Raw genomic sequence first — 15,227 nt, 5'->3', positions numbered from 1 at the left:
AGCCCAGCACCGGTCTCCGCCACTCAGGCTGCTGTGCCCGCCTCCGGTGCTGGCCAGGCCTCCTCGGGAACGCGCTCACGGAACAGATCCACCAGGCTCGTGATCACCTCCTCGATGGTCAGGCCATCGGTGATCAGCTCCACGGCATCCTCGGCCTGGAGCAGGGGGGCCACCTCCCGGGTGGAGTCCTGATGGTCGCGCTCGGCGATCAGGGCCTCCAGCTCCTCCAGGGGCGGCACGGCAAACCCCCTCAGCTCCAGGTCCTGGGCCCGGCGTCGGGCCCGCTCTGCCACCGTGGCGGTGAGGAAGACCTTGAGATCCGCGTCGGGGAACACGGCCGTGCCGATGTCGCGGCCCTCGGCCACCAGCCGGCCCCGGGCGCCGAGGGCCCGCTGCTGCTGGGTGAGCGCCTCGCGCACGCAGGCGTGGGCCGCCACCTGGGACACCTGGGCCGTGACCTCGGGATGACGGATCGCCTGGCTCACGTCGTGGCCATTGACGCTCACCTGTTGATCGCCGCTGGCCTCCAGGTCGAGGTTCAGCTCCAGCCCCTCCAGCAGCGGCTCCACCTCAGCCGCCACGGCTGGATTCGCCCCGTGGTGAAGCACCCACCAGGTCACGGCCCGGTACATGGCGCCGGTGTCGAGATAGATCAGGCCGAGGCGACGGGCCAGGATCCGGGTGACTGTGCTCTTGCCAGCCCCGGCGGGGCCATCGATGGCGACGATCGGGGGACGGGTCATGAGAACGAGGTGATCGATCAGGCGGCTGGGGCCACAGCGGACGGCTGCCGCCAGCAGCAGCGGACCCTTGGATGGCGATGAGGAATCCAGAGGACGCAGCCGCCGGGCCTCCACCATCTCCACATACTCCACTGGCAGATTGGCTCGCTCCAGCTCCGTCTGAACCAACTGTTCCAGGCGGGAGGCATTCCTCTCTCCCTTCTCCCAGGCTCTCCGCCCCAGGGCCAGGGCTGCAGGCAGGGAGGCCGCCCGCCGTCGCTCCGGCCCGGAGAGGTAGCGGTTGCGGGAGCTGGCCGCCAGACCATCGCTCTCCCGCCAGGTGGCGCAACCCTGGACGCGCAGCGGCAGGGCCAGATCCGCCACGATCCGCCTGAGGATCACCAGTTGCTGCCAGTCCTTCTCGCCGAGCAGCAAACGGTCAGGACGGACGAGGGCCAGGAGCCTGGCGACCACCGTCGCCACCCCTTCGAAGTGGCCCGTTCGGGAGCGGGCACAGAGGCCCTGGAGGAGAGCGGGCGGAGGCAGGACCCGGGTCAGCTCGGCTTCACCGCCGGGAAACAGCTCCTCGACGCTGGGGACGAACAGGGCCGATGCTCCTGCCGCAGCAGCGAGAGCAGCATCCGCACCAGGATCGCGGGGGTAGCGCTCGAAGTCTTCCCCTGGGCCGAACTGCAGCGGATTGACGAACACGCTCACCAGCACCCGCGGCTGCGGCCCGGAGGGGAAGAGGGGGGCGAAAGCCCGCTCGATCAGACGGCGGTGGCCCTGATGAAGCGCGCCCATGGTGGGCACGAAGTGAAGAGCCGGGGCCGGAACCCCTGCGGCAGGCCTGCACCAACGCAGCAACTCATCACAGGTGTGCAGCAGCTGCATGGTGGCGGCAGAGGAAAGCCCACCCGGCAGAATGCCGGATGGGCTGAACCTGGTGGACGGGGTGCAGGCCTTCAGCCCTTACTGAACCACTTCCAGGCGGACCTGAGCGACGCCACTGGCGACAAGACCCAGGCTCTGGGCAGCGCCATGGGCCAGGTCGATGATGCGATTGCCGTGGAACGGACCGCGGTCATTGATGCGGACGATGGCACTGCGCCCGTTCCAGAGATTGGTGACCTTCACCTTCGTGCCGAAAGGGAGGGTGCGATGAGCCGCAGTCATGGTGCCGGGGCGGAAGACCTCGCCATTAGCGGTGCGGTTGCCAAAGAAACCGGGGCCGTACCAGCTGGCTTCACCGGTGCCTGCCAGCTTGAAGCGGCGGGGAGTGGGGGCCGGTGCGGTGGGTGCGACGGGTGCCTCCGTGGCCGGTGCCTCGCTTTCCTGCTGGCGGATGGCAACGGACTGGGGAGGCTGAACCGGCTCAGGTGACTGCTGGGCAGACACCGGAGCAGACTGAAGGGCCATGGCCATGCGGGAATCGGACTCCGAGCGAGCCGAGTCGGCAAGCACAGGAACGGCAACGCCGCTGCCAGAAAGCAGGAGGGCAAGGGCCCCCAGGGGGAAAGTGCGACGCATAACAGTCGAAACCCACCACGAGTAGGCAACGGTCTTCGGAATGAAGGGTCGTTACTTGATGGATCGCGCTGACGATTGGAAGAGCTGAAAGCGCGAAACCGGTGGTGGAGTCCCTGATGAAAAATCACGACCCCGGAAACTTACAGGAAGTCCGAGGAAGTGCGATGAGCAGCTTGGGCACAAGAATTGATCAGAAATAGTCATCTACGGAGAAATCCCTGTCAGCCACAGTGCAGAGAACCGCTTGAACCATGGATATTGATCAGTGACACCAATGACTGCCATCAGCAGGACTGATCAAATCTTGTGACAATCGATCAGGCGGCCCCTGCCAGGCCCCCGGTTGGCTGGACGGCGCTTCAGACGGATGGCGGCAGGAACGTCCTCCGGTCGGCTGGCGTCGGAGGATCAGCGGCGATGAGGATCAGCCCAGCAGGAGCATCGCCATGGATTACCGAACGGCCGGAGTGGATGTGGCCGCCGGCAGGGCCTTCGTCGAGCGGATCCGCTCCAGCGTCGAGAGCACCCGCCGGCCGGAGGTGCTCGGAGGCCTGGGGGGATTCGGTGGTCTGTGCCGGCTGCCCGAGGGGTTGCGGCGCCCGTTGCTGGTTGCCGGCAGTGACGGAGTGGGCACCAAGCTGGAGCTGGCCCAGACCTACGGGCGACACCACGCCGTCGGCATCGATCTGGTGGCGATGTGCGTCAACGACGTGATCACCAGCGGAGCCGAACCCCTGTTCTTCCTCGATTACATCGCCACCGGTAGGCTCGCGCCCGAGGCCATGGCCCTGGTGGTGGAAGGCATCGCCGACGGCTGTCGCCAGAGCGGCTGCGCCCTGCTGGGGGGCGAGACGGCGGAGATGCCGGGCTTCTACGCACCCGGCCGCTACGACCTGGCGGGCTTCTGCGTGGCCGTAGTGGAGGAGGAGGACCTGATCGATGGCCGGCTGGTGCAGCCTGGCGACCGGATCCTGGCCGTGGCCAGCAGTGGTGTTCACAGCAATGGGTTCAGCCTGGTGAGGCGGATTCTTGACAGCAGCGGCGCCTCCGAGAGAACACACCTGAACGGCGATGACCGGCCGGTCATTGAGGCGCTGCTGGAACCCACCCGCCTCTACGGCGACCTGGTGAAGGCCCTGCGCCAGCAGGCTGTTCCCCTTCATGCGATGGCCCACATCACCGGCGGCGGACTGCCCGAGAACCTGCCCCGCTGCCTGCCGGCCGGAACCCATGGCCGGATCGAGGCCAGCAGCTGGGAGCGGCCCGAGCTGTTCCGCTGGCTGCAGGAGGAAGGCGAGGTGCCGGAAGCCGATCTCTGGAACACCTTCAACCTGGGGGTCGGCTTCTGCCTGGTGGTGCCGGAGACTGCCGTCTCCCTGGCCCTGGAGGTGTGCGAACGCCTGGCTCATCAGGCCTGGCCCCTTGGGCTGGTGGAGGCCGGCTCCCCCGGAGCGGAGCCCCTGGCGGGTTTGCCGTACTGACCAGCCCATACCCGCTCCTGGCAGATTGCACCAGGCTTCGCTGCCTTGACCGCTGGCAGCGCACCCGGAAATTCATACGTCCCTAACCATGCACACCTCCAGCACCCGCATCACCCGACGGCGCAGTTCAGCGGGTCCCCAGCCGGTTCAGCCGCCGCGGCGGATGAACCTTCCCCCCCAGGGGCGAAACGTGAGTCGGCCCACGTATCTCACGCTGCGCGACCACGGCAAAGTCTTTCTGGCCGATCTGCCCCGGCTGTCCGAGGGTCAGCTCTCGCGGGTGGCCACAGAAGCGAAGGAGGTGCTGGACAGCCTCAACCGGCGTCTGGAGGAGCTGGACCAACTACCCACGCTTCAGCCTGCCGAGCAGGAGACCCAGATCAAGGCCAGCACGAAGCGGGACGTCACCGAACGCTTCCTGCAGGCCATCGAACAGGAGCAGAGCGAGCGGCGCAACAACCCGGCCCTGCTCGCCGCGGCAGGGGAATCGCTGGCCCGGGCCTTCCTGGAAATCTCACGCCATCGCCTGCCGGGTGCCACATTCGACTCTCTCCTGCAGGAAGCCCTGAGCGCCTGCGATGAGCACAGCTCCGGAGCAGACGGCCGTGACACGGATGCCGGAGCCGGCAGCGGATCCAGCGGCTCCCTGAGCGCGACTCCTCCGGTGATGGTGAGCATTCCCGTCATCAGGCCAGGTGCTCTGCCTGTGGTGCTCTCCCCCGACCCCACAGGCGCCTCTGCAGCGGCGAAACCCGCCTGGTCCCCGATCCCTTCTCACGATCCAGCTCCACTCAATCACTGAGAAAGGGGTTGGCGGGCATCCTCACCGCCAGGTCCAGGGCCTGCCGGTCGAGGGCGAGGCGCTCCTGCTCGTCGAGTTGCCAGGCCAGCGCCGCCGCCGCCGCCTCGGCCTGCTCGGGGGTGCGCAGGCCGGGAATCGGCATGGCCCCATGGGCCCTGCACCAGTTCAAGGCCACCTCAGACACCTGGGCGCCGTGCTCGGCCGCGATGTCCCGCATCAGCGCCAGCAACGGCCCGATCCTCGGCCGCAGCCGCCTGAACAGCAGCCCCCGGGGCCCCTTGGGCGAGCCTTGATCGGCCCGGTCGCTCAGCAGACCCAGGGCCAGGGGGCTGTAGGCGATCAGATCCACTCCCAGCTCCCGGCAACTGGCTGCCAGTTCCCCAGTGGTCACCGCCTCGGGAGCCAGCAGCGACACCTGCACCTGGAGGCTGTCCAGACGCACCCCTCGCTCGGCCAGGCGACGCTGCACCTGCCTCAGGCGTCGGGGTCCCATATTCGAGACTCCCAGGCTCTTCACCTCACCGGCCACCACGAGATCCGCCAGCCCTTCCAACAGGGGCCACTCCTGCCAGGGGGCGTAACGGGCCGTACTCCAGTGCAGCTGCACCCGATCGAGTCGGCCGCCCAGTCGCTGGCGGGAAGCCTGGAAGGCACGCTCGTAGCCCCGGCGGCCCAGGCGCCAGGGAAAAGGAGCCAACTTGGTGGCCACGCACAGGTGATCGCGTTGCTGAGGGGACAGGGTCTGAAGAAAACCACCGAGCAACTGTTCGCTGCGGCCGGTGAAGCGGCCGGTGCCATAGGAGTCGGCCGTGTCGAAGAAGCGAAGCCCCAGGGCCACCGCCCTGTTGAAGGTGGCCTCCAGGGCGATGTCGTGGAGATCGGGCCGGTAACCCCAGAGCAACTGGTTACCCCAGGCCCAGGTGCCCACGCCGATCGAGACGGACTGCGCCATGGAATCTCCGGGCTATGGGCGACCTCGCCATGATCGGAGCATGACGACACCGCCGCCCCGGAGCCAGTCGCCGGCACCCGTGACACAACCGGCATCACTGGTGCCGCAGACCACCCCGCCGCCGCAAGCTGATCCGGTGCTGTGCAACCACTGCGGCCGCACCTCCAGCAACGGCATCAGCTGTCAGGGCTTTTGTGTGGCTGATTCGGACTACTGAACCCGCGTCTCCCGGCCGTGGGCTTCAGGGGCCAGACGGTTCCACAATGGAGGGCCTGCGCGTGGGTTCCCTTGGCCGTCAGAACCACTTCCAGCCCATTCAGAAGCCATGCTTGCGTGGGGTCTGGTCCCCCCCACGCGGGCATCGTGCTGGCCGGAGCCCTGCTCAGCCTGCTGATCCCGGCACCAGGCGTGCAGGCGGATCAGAATCAGCCCACCGACTTCGGGCGGATGCATCGCGCCACCCGCAGCTGCGAACGCAACCTCGCTGCGGCCTCCCCAGGTCCCTGCTCGGAGTTGCGCTTCGAGCAGAACCAGAAGGGACTGCTGAACATCCGCTTTGTCGGACCCGGCAGCGGCGAGATCACCAGCAACCTCGTCACCTTCGTGGGGGTGGTCAAGGACGGTGCCCCCGGGCTGCTCTGCCGCGAGGGACACTGCCGCCTGGAGGGTCCGCTCAGCACCGAGATCATCAGCGTGAGTGAAGTGGGCTTCGATCAGCGGGGACTGCCCACCAGCCTGCCCAGCGCCTGGCCCGCCGATGGCACCTGCACGGTGCAGAAGAACGACGTGCGCTGCGAAGCCAAGGCACTCTCAGGCGAGCGCTGGGCAGCCACCGCCGAACTGTGAATGAACCCTCCGGCAGCCCGCCGGCAGGAGGAAGATCAGAGGCGGCACCCAGATTCGAACTGGGGGTAAAGGATTTGCAATCCTCTGCCTTACCACTTGGCCATGCCGCCATGTCAGGGGCGAACCCCCTTGCTGCGGATCGTATCAGCCGTCCTCGACACTCCCGGCTGCTGCTGCTGAGCAATGGCCATGGCGAAGATCTGATCGGTCTGCGCATCCTGCAGGCACTGCACCAGAGGCAACCGCAGTTGCTCCTCAGGGTCCTGCCGCTGGTGGGGGAGGGGGAGACCTACCGGGAGGCGGAGCAGAACGGCTGGCTGCAGCGGGTGGGTCCCCGCCAGAGGCTGCCCAGCGGCGGCTTCAGCAACCAGAGCGTCTCCGCACTCCTGCGCGACCTGGGGGCTGGGCTGGGTGGCCTGAGCTGGCGCCAGTGGCAGCTGGTGCGCCGCTGGGGTGCCGGTGGCGCACCGATCCTGGCGGTAGGGGATCTGCTGCCACTGCTGCTGGCCTGGGCCAGCGGTGCGCCCTACGGCTTCCTGGGCACACCCAAGAGTGATTACACCTGGAGGAGTGGACCCGGCCGCGCCCCCTTCGCCGACCGCTACCACCGCTGCAAGGGCAGCGAATGGGATCCATGGGAGTGGGCCCTGATGGCTGATCGCCGCGCCCGACTGGTGGCGGTGCGCGACGAGCTCACCGCCAGGGGGCTGAGGCGCCATGGGGTGGCGGCGCTGGCGCCGGGCAACCCGATGATGGATCAGCTTGAACGGTTGCCCCTGCCCGAGCCGTTGGGGCAGCGGCGGCGGATCGTGCTGCTCTGCGGCAGCCGTCTGCCGGAAGCCCTCGCCAACGCCCATCGGCTGCTGGCGGCCCTGGCTCTCTTGCCGGCAAGAGAGCCCCAGGTGGTGCTCTGCCCCACCGGCTCCCGCCCCAGCCGCCACGACCTGGAGCCGATCCTGGCCGCCCAGGGCTACCGCGAGGTGGCCCTGCCGGAGGGTTGCGGCGGCAGCTCGGCCTGGCAGCTCCAGCAGCGGCTGCTGCTGCTGGGGACTGGCTGCTTCGATCGTTGGGCCGGCTGGGGGGAGGTGGGCCTGGCCACTGCGGGCACCGCCACCGAGCAACTGGTCGGTCTCGGGGTGCCCGTGCTCTCACTGCCGGGGCCGGGTCCGCAGTTCAAGCGCGGGTTTGCGCGGCGCCAGAGCCGCTTGCTCGGGGGAGCGGTGCGGACCTGCACCTCAACGCAGGCCATGGCCGTCGAACTGGAGCGACTGCTGGGGGATGCCCAGCTCCGCCAGCACCTGGGGGCCATCGGCCGGCGACGGATGGGGCACCCAGGCGGCAGCGAGCGGCTGGCGGCCCTGGTGGACCGGCAGCTGCTGGCCCCGTCCCAGGGATGATGGGGCTTCTCCTCACTCAGGCGCGTCCCCGATGCCAGCACCGATCGACCGGGCCTACGCCACCGTCACCGGTCAGCTGGCCACCCTGCTGGGGGTGAGCATCGCCGCAGCCCGGCGCCGGGTCGACCAGCAGGCTGCCCGGGAAGGGACCCGGGCGCCAGGCGAACGCATCACCATCGCTGAACGCATGATCCAGGAGGCCCAGGGGGGGGCCAGGGCCCAGGGTCAGCTGCTGGATGCGCTTCTGGTCGCCGAAGACGACGAAAGCGGCTTCATGGTCGAGGACTGATCCTCGGCATCACTGATCGCCTGGACCGTCAGCGGGACTGCGAGGAATGCTCGAACACCGAGCCGAAACGACTGCGGTCGAGATCGGCAAACACCGGCAGACAGGCGAAGCAGCGGCGGGCCAGATCAAGGCGCTCCTCCCGCTCGAGGATGGCGGCCAATGCGTGACGAGCGGCCAGCAGGTAGCGGACATCGTTGGCGGCATACACCAGCTGGGCCTCGCCCAGGTCTTCAACCCGCCCCCAATCGCTGCTCTGCGACTGCTTGTCGAGTTCCACCCCCACCAACTCCTGCACCACCTCCTTGAGTCCGTGACGGGAGCTGTAGGTGCGGGCCAGGCGGCTGGCCACCTTGGTGCAGAACAGGGGCGCCACGGCGATGCCGAGGCCTTCCCCCAGAGCCGCCAGATCGAAGCGGGCGAAGTGGAACACCTTCTCGATCGCAGGACTCTCCATCAGTTCGCGCAGACGCGGCGCCTCCTGCTGGCCCCGGGCAATGCGGATGCAGCAGACGTTGTCGAGGTGGTCGGCGATCTGCACCAGGCAGAGACGGTCGCGTCCATGGACCAGCCCCATCGCCTCGGTGTCGACCGCCAGGGCCGGAGCCTGGGCCAGCAGGCTGAGCCATTCGGCGTCGAGATCCCCCTCGAACACTGCAAAACGATGGGGGGTTGAGGCAAGGGCCGGGGGCATGTGCGCAGGAGCAACCAACGCCATCGTGCCGAAAGGGGGAGAATGGGGCGCTTCCGCCCTGGATCGCCCGCGTGCCGTTGCCCCTGTCCCCCGCCCTGGGCTCCACCCTCCTGCTCACCCTGCTGCTGGCCATCGGCCTGGTGTTCTTCCTGCGCGCCGCCAGCAAGGACCGCACCACGGTGGTGGATGTGCAGTCACCGCGGCCGGCCCTGGAGGTGCTTGACGGCCTCAGCCAGTGGTTGAGGCAGCGGGGCTGGCAGGCGGAGGCAGGGGATCCCGAGCGGCGGGTCCTGCGCTTCCGCGGCCAGGTGGGAGCCAGTGGCAGCCTGGCACTGCTGCTCTCGTTTCTGGGAACGGTCGGGGCGGCCTGTCTGGGCCTGGTGCTGCGCCAGCTGCTGCCGGTGCTGGGCTGGTGGCCACTGCTGCTGGCCCTGCTCGGGCCGCTCGCCGGGCTGATCTACCGGCGGAGAGCAGCCCGCCAGGAACTGGTGGAACTGCGTCTGATCAGCGACGATGACGCTCCCCTCAGTCAGCTGCGGCTGCGGGCCCACCGCGACGAGCTGATCGCCCTGGAACTCGAACTCGGGCCCCGCCTGCAACTGGCCAGTGACGGAACCCTGCTGAGTTCCCCCATCTGAACCTGAGACCATGGCGCACCGTATCAACAGCCCATCTTCACAACGGTCCTCGACGCGCCCGCGCCCCCTGGGCTGGGCTCTGCTGGGGCTGGGCCTGGTGCTTGTGCTGGGCAGCACCGCCGAGGCCCCGGCGAGGCTCGCCATCGATCCACTCACCGGGCCCCGCACGCCACTCAACAAGGACTGGATCGGCCGCCGATCGCTGGCACCGGGCACACCGATCCTGGTGATGGCCGGCCACGCCGATTCCCAGGGCATGGCCGGATCAGGCACCAGCGGTGAAGCGGTGGATCGCTTCGGAGCCCAGCCGATGCTGGCCGGCATCCGCGATGAGCTGTACTGGAATCTGCTCACCGCCGAGAGGGTGGTGATGCTCGGACGCCAGCGCGGGTTGCCGATCAGCCTCTATGTGCCGGCCCAGCGCAGCATCGCCGACGGCGATGACCCCCGCACCAACTGGAGCGTTGGCAGGGAGCATGTGCGCCGGGGAGGGTATGCCATGGAGATCCACTACGACGCCTATGGACCTGACGGCTTCGGCTCGGGACTGATTCCGCCGCTGCACCAGGCCCCGAGCCTCCTCGACGAAAGTCTGGCCGCCTCCTTCGGCGCCTTCCCTGTTCAGTTCCGCGGCGGGCTGGGCGCACCTCGCCGGGGCATCGCCATCCTCGAGATCGGCAAGCTGGAGAGTCCACTGGAATCGGCCCTGAGGGATCCAGGCAGCCGGGATGCCGCACTCAACGCCATCGCCGAGCGGGTAGTGCTGGCCCTGGAACAGGGAGTCAGCCCCCGAACAGGACAACTGCCGGCCACCTCCCTGGGCCCTCCCGCAACGCTCCCCTGAGCAACGGGACGGCATTCTCAGGCAGGGGATCCGGGAGTAGTCAGTCGAACGCACCCCGGGATCGGCAGATCTCCTCCAGGGCTGCATCCCCGAACCAGTCCTGGGGCTTGGTGAACACCTCGGTGACCAGGGCTTCGCGGCTGCCGGGCTCGGGGCTGTAGCCGTACTCCCAGCGCACCAGCGGCGGCAGCGACATCAGGATCGACTCGGTGCGGCCGTTGGTCTGCAGACCGAAGATCGTGCCGCGATCAAACACCAGATTGAACTCGACATAGCGGCCACGGCGGTAGAGCTGGAACTGGCGCTCCCGCTCCCCGTAGGCGATGCCATGGCGCTTCTCCACGATGGGCACATAGCTGGGCAGAAAGGCATTGCCGCAAGCGCCTGCCAGCTGAAACAGCTGCTCCCAGGTGCGGGGCACCGCGCCTGTGGCAGCCGCCACGGCCGCGGCCGGGCCGCCGGGGTCCTGACCTTTGTAGAGCGCTCCGGCAGGATCCTGGTAGTCGTAGAAGATGCCGCCGACACCCCGGGTTTCACTCCGGTGCTTCAGAAAGAAGTATTCATCGCACCAGGGCTTGAAGACGGGATACAGCGCAGGATCGACGCTGTCACAGGCCCCCTGCAGGCTGCTGTGAAAGTGGCGGGTATCCACCAGGAAGGGGTAGTAAGGGGTGAGATCGGCGCCGCCGCCGAACCACCAGACCGGCCCCGCCTCGAAATAGCGGTAGTTGAGGTGCACCGTGGGCACATAAGGGTTGCGGGGATGGAGCACCATCGACGTGCCTGTGGCAAACCAGCGCTGGCCGGCGGCCTCAGGCCGCTGGCTGAGGATCGAGGGGGGCAGCTGATCGCCCTCCACCTCGGAGAAATTCACCCCGCCCTGCTCGAAGATCCGGCCGGCCTTCATCACCCGCGAGCGGCCGCCTCCCCCCTCCGGCCGCTCCCAGCTCTCCTCTTGGAACACCCCTTCGCCATCAAGGGCCTGCAGGCCGGCGCAGATGCTGTCCTGGAGACCCATCAGCAGGTTGCGGGCACGGGCGCGGGAGTCGGCCGGAGGATGCTCCAGGAGCCGGGCTCCCCCCGGGCCCTTCTCCCCGTCGGCCACGCCCGTCTGTCCCTGCTCCGCCACTGACGATCACGCCCCGCCGGACGCTCGAAACCTCTCCACCATTCCAGCCCGTCGAACCGGCGCACAACCCCTCGAGAGCCTCTGTCATGGGGGTGGCCCCTAGGATCGACCCTGATGCCGGCACCCACGGATGGCCACAGCTGAACAGGCTCTCGCCGCCCTCGAGCCCCTCTGCGACGCGGGCACGGGACGAAGTCTGCTCGAACTGGGCTGGATCCAGCAGGTGCGTCCCCAGGGGAGCCGCGTGGTCTTCAGCCTGGCGCTTCCGGGCTACGCCACCAGCCAGCGGGAGCGGATCGCCGCCGAAGCCCGCGAGGCGCTGATGGCCCTGGAGAGCATCAACGATGTGCAGATCGAGCTGGCCCAGCCCAGCGGTGGCGGCAGGTCCGAGGGATCACCGATCGGCGGTGCGGGGCACGGTCCCGGTGGCGGCGGCAACCTGCCCGAGCGCCAGGGCATCCCCGGCGTGGGTCGGATCATCGCCGTGAGCAGCGGCAAGGGCGGCGTGGGCAAGAGCACCGTGGCGGTGAACCTGGCCTGCGCCCTGGCCCAGAGCGGCCTGCGGGTGGGACTGCTCGACGCCGACATTTACGGCCCGAATGCCCCGACCATGCTCGGGGTGGCCGATCGCACCCCCGAAGTGCGCGGCAGCGGCAATGAGCAGGTGCTGGTGCCGATCGAGACCTGCGGCATCGGCATGGTGTCGATGGGGCTGCTGATCCAGGAGAACCAGCCTGTGGTCTGGCGGGGGCCGATGCTCAACGGCATCATCCGCCAGTTCCTGTACCAGGCCGACTGGGGTGAGCGAGACGTGCTGGTGGTGGACCTGCCCCCCGGCACCGGTGATGCCCAGCTCACCCTGGCCCAGGCGGTCCCGATGGCTGGCGTGGTGATCGTCACCACCCCCCAGCGGGTGTCGCTGCAGGACGCCCGCCGTGGCCTGGCGATGTTCCTGCAGATGGGGGTTCCTGTGCTGGGCGTGGTCGAGAACATGAGCATCTTCATCCCCCCCGACCGGCCTGACGCCAGTTACGCCATCTTCGGCAGTGGCGGCGGGGCCACCCTGGCGGCCGAGGCCGGAGTGCCCCTGCTGGCCGAGCTGCCCCTGGAGATGGCGGTGGTCGATGGGGGGGACCAGGGCTGCCCGGTGGTGATCGCCAGACCGGAGTCCGCCACGGCCCGCGCCTTCCAGACCCTGGCCCAGCGCATCAGCAGCCTCACCCTGGCCACAACCTGATCGCAATGGCCTTGCTGGGCAGCCGGCGCAGCATGTTCTCGGCGGCGCGGCCGGCCAGGCGGCGCCCGCTCGAAGGGGTGGATCTGGTGCTCTGGGGCATCCCCCTGGCGATGGTGGTGGTGGCTGGGATTCTGATCGCCAGCACCCAGCGCCAGGCCCCTTATGCCGTCTGGTATCAGCACTGGATCACCGCGGCTGTGGGGATGGGCCTCGCCCTGGTGCTGGCCCGGATCCCGCTGGAGCGGTACCAGCCGTTCCGCTGGCTGATCTACGGGGTCATGGTGGCGAGCCTGGTGGCGGTACGGGTGGTGGGGGTCAGCGCACTCGGCGCCCAGAGCTGGATCAACATCGCCGGCTTCAACGTGCAGCCCTCCGAGTTCGCCAAGGTGGCGGCCATCCTGCTGCTGGCGGGTGTGCTCGCCCGCCATCCTGTGGAGCGACCGGTGGACCTGATCCGGCCCGTGGCGATGATCAGCGTGCCCTGGCTGCTGGTGTTCGTGCAGCCCGACCTGGGCACCTCGCTCGTGTTCGGGGCCGTCCTGCTGGTGATGATGTTCTGGTCGGGCATGCCTGGAGCCTGGCTGATGCTCCTGCTGTCGCCACTGTTCACCGCCATCCTGGCGGGCACCATCCCCTGGGCCCTGGTGGCCTGGATTCCGGCCATGGGACTGATCGCCTGGCGTTCCCTGCCCTGGAAGGCCCTGGCCACGTCCTTGACCCTGGCCATTCAGGGCGTCTTCGCTTTGGGCACTCCCTGGCTCTGGTCCCACGGCCTCAAGGACCACCAGCGAGCCCGCCTGACCATGTTTCTCGACCCCTCCCAGGATCCTCTCGGCGGGGGGTATCACCTGCTGCAGAGCACGGTGGGGATCGGCTCGGGTGGGCTCTGGGGCACCGGCCTGATGCAGGGCCATCTCACCCTGCTGCGCTTCATTCCCGAGCAGCACACGGATTTCATCTTCAGCGCTCTGGGAGAGGAAACCGGCTTCATCGGCACCACCCTGGTGGTGGTGGGCTTCGTGGTGCTGATGTGGCGCCTGCTCCAGATCGCCGGACGGGCCCGCACGGATTACGAATCGCTCGTGGTGGTGGGCATCGGCGCGATGCTGATGTTCCAGGTGGTGGTGAACATCAACATGACCATCGGACTGGGGCCGATCACAGGCATTCCGCTTCCCTGGCTGAGCTACGGCCGCTCGGCGATGCTCGTGAACTTCATCTCCCTGGGGCTGTGCGCCTCGGTGTCCCGCCACGGCCGCCCGCCCCAGCGGCGATGGTGAGCCTGGCCGTCCTGAGAGCTCGGCTGGCCGAGGGGGTCCCGGCAGGCCGGAGCGATGAAGACACCGCAAGACGGCAGTGGTGGGCAGCTCTGGCCACCCTTCAGGATGACTTCCTGCCGCCTCTGCAACCACTGCGGGGGGTCTGGCTGGCCTCGCCTCTGCCGGCGCTCTACGAGCCGGAGCTGCTGGAGCCACTGCAGGGCTGGGTCTGGGCGCCTCCGCAGATCGCCGGTGGCCTCAGCCCCTCAGGCCCCCTGCTGCCTGGTACGGGCACAGCCGACACTGACGAGGCCCCAGGCCGCACCAGCCCCTTCGAACGTCTGGCGCTGGAGCCTGAGGACGGCACCGACCCCCTGCTGGTGCTGATCACACCCAGGCTGCAGCTGGCCATGACCCTGGAGGGCAGTCCACAGCAGCGGCAGCTGGTGCTGCGCTTCGATCCCACCACCCTCTCGGAAACGCTGGCTCTGGTGGATGAGCGCCTGCAGGCCACCGCCCCCCAGGCCGCCCTGCGCCTGCGCCAGGCCCTGCAGGCGCTCGGTCCACTGCGCAGTGAGGAGAGCATGGCACTGCAGTTCTGGCCGAAGCTGGCGGAGCGACTGGCGGCGATGGCCCCGAGCCTGACCCTGCAGCCCCTGATTCACGGCCATGAGGGCGACCAGGCGGAGAGCAGCGGCGAACTGGCCCTGCTCGAGGCCCTCACCCACGAGGTGCGCACCCCCCTGGCGACGATCCGCACACTGATCCGTTCGCTGCTGCGGCGCGCTGACCTCCCGGCGGTGGTCCGTCAGCGGCTGGAGCAGATCGACGGGGAATGCAGCGAACAGATCGACCGCTTCGGCCTGATCTTCCATGCGGCCGAGCTCCAGCGGCAGCCAAGGCCGCGCCAGACCCTGGCCCGCACCGACCTGGCCCAGCTGCTGCAGGGATTTGAGGAGCTCTGGCAACGACAGCTGGAACGCCGGGGTCTGAAGCTGCAGCTGGAGATCAGCGCTCAGCTGCCGGCTGTGCTGAGCGACCCGAACCGGCTAGAGACGATGCTGGGTGGCCTGGTGGATCGCTTCATCCGCAGCCTTCCATCGGGCAGCACGGTGCTGATCCGGCTGCAGCCGGCAGGGTCGCGCCTGAAACTGCAACTGCGCTGCGCCAATCCGCCCGGAAGGGAAACGGCGCTCCCCAGCACCCCCGAGGACGACACCGGCGCCGATGTGGGCCCCGTGCTGCGCTGGAATCCGCTCACGGGCAGCCTTCAGTTGAGCCGCCAGGCCACCCAGCGCCTGTTCCACAGTCTGGGGGGGCGTTTCACGGAACGGGCCGGTCAGGGACTGACGGTGTTCTTTCCTGTGGCGGGCCACAACACAGGCGCCGACGGGGACGTTTGTTGACGGG

The 15,227-nt window shown here is 68.7% G+C and carries 15 protein-coding genes and 1 tRNA gene; 10 read left to right on the top strand and 6 right to left on the bottom strand.

Annotation, left to right across the window (positions count from 1 at the left end; all coding sequences use genetic code 11):
• Positions 1–23: 23 nt before the first annotated feature.
• Together I1E95_RS10790 and I1E95_RS10785 are read right to left on the bottom strand one after the other, a co-directional pair.
• Positions 24–1,616 (bottom strand): bifunctional pantoate--beta-alanine ligase/(d)CMP kinase, encoded by a 1,593-nt coding sequence (locus I1E95_RS10790; RefSeq protein WP_197162201.1) that lies wholly within the window; start codon positions 1,614–1,616, stop codon positions 24–26.
• Between the two features lie 78 nt (positions 1,617–1,694).
• Entirely contained in the window at positions 1,695–2,252 is a 558-nt protein-coding gene (locus tag I1E95_RS10785; RefSeq protein WP_197162199.1) for a septal ring lytic transglycosylase RlpA family protein, read from the bottom strand.
• A gap of 446 nt (positions 2,253–2,698) precedes the next feature.
• On the opposite strand from I1E95_RS10785, the gene purM reads away from it, so the two are divergent.
• Together purM and I1E95_RS10775 are read left to right on the top strand one after the other, a co-directional pair.
• Positions 2,699–3,733: a phosphoribosylformylglycinamidine cyclo-ligase gene (gene purM, locus I1E95_RS10780; RefSeq protein ID WP_197162197.1), complete on the top strand. Its 1,035-nt coding sequence runs from the start codon at positions 2,699–2,701 to the stop codon at positions 3,731–3,733.
• 88 nt (positions 3,734–3,821) lie between these two features.
• On the top strand, positions 3,822–4,535 hold the full coding sequence (locus I1E95_RS10775) for a hypothetical protein (protein WP_197162195.1): 714 nt from the start codon (positions 3,822–3,824) through the stop codon (positions 4,533–4,535).
• Here the strand turns inward: I1E95_RS10775 and I1E95_RS10770 are convergent.
• Complete coding sequence (locus I1E95_RS10770; RefSeq protein WP_197162193.1) at positions 4,525–5,487, bottom strand: aldo/keto reductase; 963 nt, start codon at positions 5,485–5,487, stop codon at positions 4,525–4,527. The genes I1E95_RS10775 and I1E95_RS10770 overlap by 11 nt on opposite strands.
• Positions 5,488–5,820: 333 nt before the next feature.
• On the opposite strand from I1E95_RS10770, the gene I1E95_RS10765 reads away from it, so the two are divergent.
• Positions 5,821–6,333, top strand: a complete 513-nt coding sequence (locus I1E95_RS10765) for a hypothetical protein (RefSeq protein ID WP_197162191.1) — start codon at positions 5,821–5,823, stop codon at positions 6,331–6,333.
• A 39-nt stretch (positions 6,334–6,372) separates the two neighbouring features.
• On the opposite strand, the gene I1E95_RS10760 is transcribed toward I1E95_RS10765, so the two are convergent.
• Positions 6,373–6,443, bottom strand: a tRNA-Cys gene (locus I1E95_RS10760).
• On the opposite strand from I1E95_RS10760, the gene I1E95_RS10755 reads away from it, so the two are divergent.
• Together I1E95_RS10755 and I1E95_RS10750 are read left to right on the top strand one after the other, a co-directional pair.
• Positions 6,444–7,730: a lipid-A-disaccharide synthase-related protein gene (locus tag I1E95_RS10755; RefSeq protein ID WP_231594569.1), complete on the top strand. Its 1,287-nt coding sequence runs from the start codon at positions 6,444–6,446 to the stop codon at positions 7,728–7,730.
• Between the two features lie 31 nt (positions 7,731–7,761).
• On the top strand, positions 7,762–8,019 hold the full coding sequence (locus I1E95_RS10750) for a hypothetical protein (protein WP_197162189.1): 258 nt from the start codon (positions 7,762–7,764) through the stop codon (positions 8,017–8,019).
• Positions 8,020–8,047: 28 nt separating this feature from the next.
• Here the strand turns inward: I1E95_RS10750 and I1E95_RS10745 are convergent, their stop codons facing one another.
• Positions 8,048–8,710, bottom strand: a complete 663-nt coding sequence (locus tag I1E95_RS10745) for a ribonuclease D (RefSeq protein ID WP_231594568.1) — start codon at positions 8,708–8,710, stop codon at positions 8,048–8,050.
• An 83-nt stretch (positions 8,711–8,793) separates the two neighbouring features.
• Between I1E95_RS10745 and I1E95_RS10740 the strand changes: the two genes are divergently transcribed.
• Together I1E95_RS10740 and I1E95_RS10735 are read left to right on the top strand one after the other, a co-directional pair.
• Entirely contained in the window at positions 8,794–9,348 is a 555-nt protein-coding gene (locus tag I1E95_RS10740; protein ID WP_197167408.1) for a cofactor assembly of complex C subunit B, read from the top strand.
• 10 nt (positions 9,349–9,358) lie between these two features.
• Positions 9,359–10,192 carry a dehydrogenase gene (locus I1E95_RS10735; RefSeq protein ID WP_197162186.1) on the top strand — a complete coding sequence of 278 codons (834 nt, stop codon included), beginning with the start codon at positions 9,359–9,361 and terminating at the stop codon, positions 10,190–10,192.
• Between the two features lie 40 nt (positions 10,193–10,232).
• Here the strand turns inward: I1E95_RS10735 and hemF are convergent, their stop codons facing one another.
• On the bottom strand, positions 10,233–11,210 hold the full coding sequence (hemF, locus tag I1E95_RS10730) for an oxygen-dependent coproporphyrinogen oxidase (RefSeq protein WP_231594985.1): 978 nt from the start codon (positions 11,208–11,210) through the stop codon (positions 10,233–10,235).
• A gap of 241 nt (positions 11,211–11,451) precedes the next feature.
• On the opposite strand from hemF, the gene I1E95_RS10725 reads away from it, so the two are divergent.
• From I1E95_RS10725 to I1E95_RS10715, 3 genes are read left to right on the top strand one after another with little or no spacing between them, the layout of a single operon-like run.
• Positions 11,452–12,558, top strand: a complete 1,107-nt coding sequence (locus I1E95_RS10725; protein WP_197162184.1) for an Mrp/NBP35 family ATP-binding protein — start codon at positions 11,452–11,454, stop codon at positions 12,556–12,558.
• A gap of 5 nt (positions 12,559–12,563) precedes the next feature.
• On the top strand, positions 12,564–13,838 hold the full coding sequence (gene rodA, locus I1E95_RS10720) for a rod shape-determining protein RodA (protein ID WP_197162182.1): 1,275 nt from the start codon (positions 12,564–12,566) through the stop codon (positions 13,836–13,838).
• On the top strand, positions 13,790–15,223 hold the full coding sequence (locus I1E95_RS10715; protein WP_370594541.1) for a sensor histidine kinase: 1,434 nt from the start codon (positions 13,790–13,792) through the stop codon (positions 15,221–15,223). Before rodA ends, I1E95_RS10715 begins: the two co-directional genes overlap by 49 nt.
• The last annotated feature ends 4 nt before the right edge of the window (positions 15,224–15,227 follow it).

The sequence above is a fragment of the Synechococcus sp. CBW1107 genome (assembly GCF_015841355.1).
Lineage (GTDB): Bacteria > Cyanobacteriota > Cyanobacteriia > PCC-6307 > Cyanobiaceae > Regnicoccus_A.
This window is presented reverse-complemented; position numbering and strand designations above follow the sequence as displayed.